At 69.8% G+C, this 1,726-nt stretch carries 1 protein-coding gene; it reads right to left on the reverse strand.

Translation table 11 applies throughout. The features are described from left to right. Nucleotides 1–13 precede the first annotated feature (13 nt). Nucleotides 14–1,726: glycoside hydrolase family 3 C-terminal domain-containing protein (locus KUTG_RS60900; RefSeq protein WP_043716038.1), on the reverse strand; the 1,713-nt coding region annotated here is incomplete at its 5' end.

Consider the following 1,726-nt stretch of genomic DNA (forward strand, 5'->3'; position numbering starts at 1 on the left):
CGGCGCACCATCGTCAGCTGATGCTGGTGGCGAACACGTGCAGCCTTGCGTTGCCGGGCAGGCTGATCGAGGCGACCTGCTTGCCCGCGGTCAGCGGGATCGAACTGGCGTAGAGGCTGACCGGATGGTCGGCCGGCAAGGTGCTGCCGGCCGGGCGGTTCCAGTGCGGCGAGGTCACCACGAGCGTGCAGCCGGCGACGGCGGCATTGCTGTACCAGTCGGCAAAGGTGACCGTGCCGGTGGATGTGGTGCCGTCCGTGTAGGTGACAGTCACGGAACCGGACTGTGTGCCGTTGGTCCCGGTGCCGAGGAACGACAGCGTCGAACCGGCGCCGCCCAACTGCACCAACTGGCCGGCCGCTGTCACGGTGTTTGCTTGCCCCGCAACAACATTGGGCCAGGTGAAGCCGCCGACGGCCCCGCCGGGAGTCACGCCCACCGTGGCCAGCGCCTGCGCCGAATAGCTGTAGCCGGAGCCGTCCAGGTTGCCCACGGCCGGGTTGGCGTCATCGCTGACGCCCACGTCGGTGAAGGCGGCGGCGAGATTCTGGTACGCCACCTGGACAGTCGCCGAGCCGTCACCGGGCGAGGTGCGGCCGGACCCCTTGTACCGGGTGCTGCCCTTCACCGTCGCGCTGCCGGGAGTAGCGCCGCTGGGCACGGTCACGGACCACGTCGTAGACACCGACTGACCGGCGCGAACGATCCGGAAGTCGGCCGGCGACTTGGCCTTCGCCTTCCAGCCCGCCGGAACGCTCAGCGAGCTGGTGGCGTCCCGCACGTCCTCGGTGGCGCCGTTGGTGAAGGTCGTCGTCACCGACAGGGTGCCGCCACCCAGCGCCGAAGCCGGGGCGGTGACCTTGGTGAAGCGCGGGCCGGAGGTGCGGTCGACACGGAAGCCGTCGGACAGCGGCAGGTTCCGCGACGAGTCTCCGATGTGGACGGTGTACTTGCCGGCCCCGAGCGTCCAGGCCTGGGCGTCGGAGTTCCAGTACGATGCGTCCTGCGCGCTGAGCTCGAAGGTCACACGCTTGGTCTGGCGCGGGACCAGGTCCACCTTCTGGAAACCCTTGAGCTGGTTGGCCGGCTCGCCGACCAACGCCGGCGCGGACAGGTAGAGCTGGGCCACCTCGGCCCCGGCCCGCTTGCCGGTGTTGGTGACGTCGGCGCTGACCCGGATCTTCCCGTCCTCCCGCAACGTGCTGCCGTCGACGCGCAGGTGGGAGAACGCGAAGCTGGTGTAGGACAGGCCGTAGCCGAACGGGTAGGCCGGCGTGAGGTTCTTCGTGTCGTACCAGCGATAGCCGACGTTCAGCCCCTCCGAGTACTGCACCTGGCCGTTCACGCCGGGCCACTGCGCGGCGGTCGACGCCGGCACCTGGTCCAGCGAGGTCGGGAACGTGACCGGCAGCTTGCCGGACGGGTTCACGTCGCCGTACAGCAGCCGGGCGATGGCGTTGCCCGACTCCTGGCCCGGGTACCACGCCTCGAAGACGCCCTTCACCTTGTCCAGCCACGGCATCGCGACCGCGGACCCGGTGTTGAGCACGACGACGGTGTTCGGGTTGACGGCCGCGACGGCCGAGATCAGGGCGTTCTGCGTGCCGGGCAGCTCGATGTCGCCCAGGTCGGAGCCCTCGGTCTCGAAGTCGTTGGCGTACACGATGGCGACGTCCGACTTGGCGGCCAGCGCGACCGCTTGGGCCTGGAGTCCTGGTTGGGCTGG

It is taken from the genome of Kutzneria sp. 744 (assembly GCF_000568255.1).
Lineage (GTDB): Bacteria > Actinomycetota > Actinomycetes > Mycobacteriales > Pseudonocardiaceae > Kutzneria.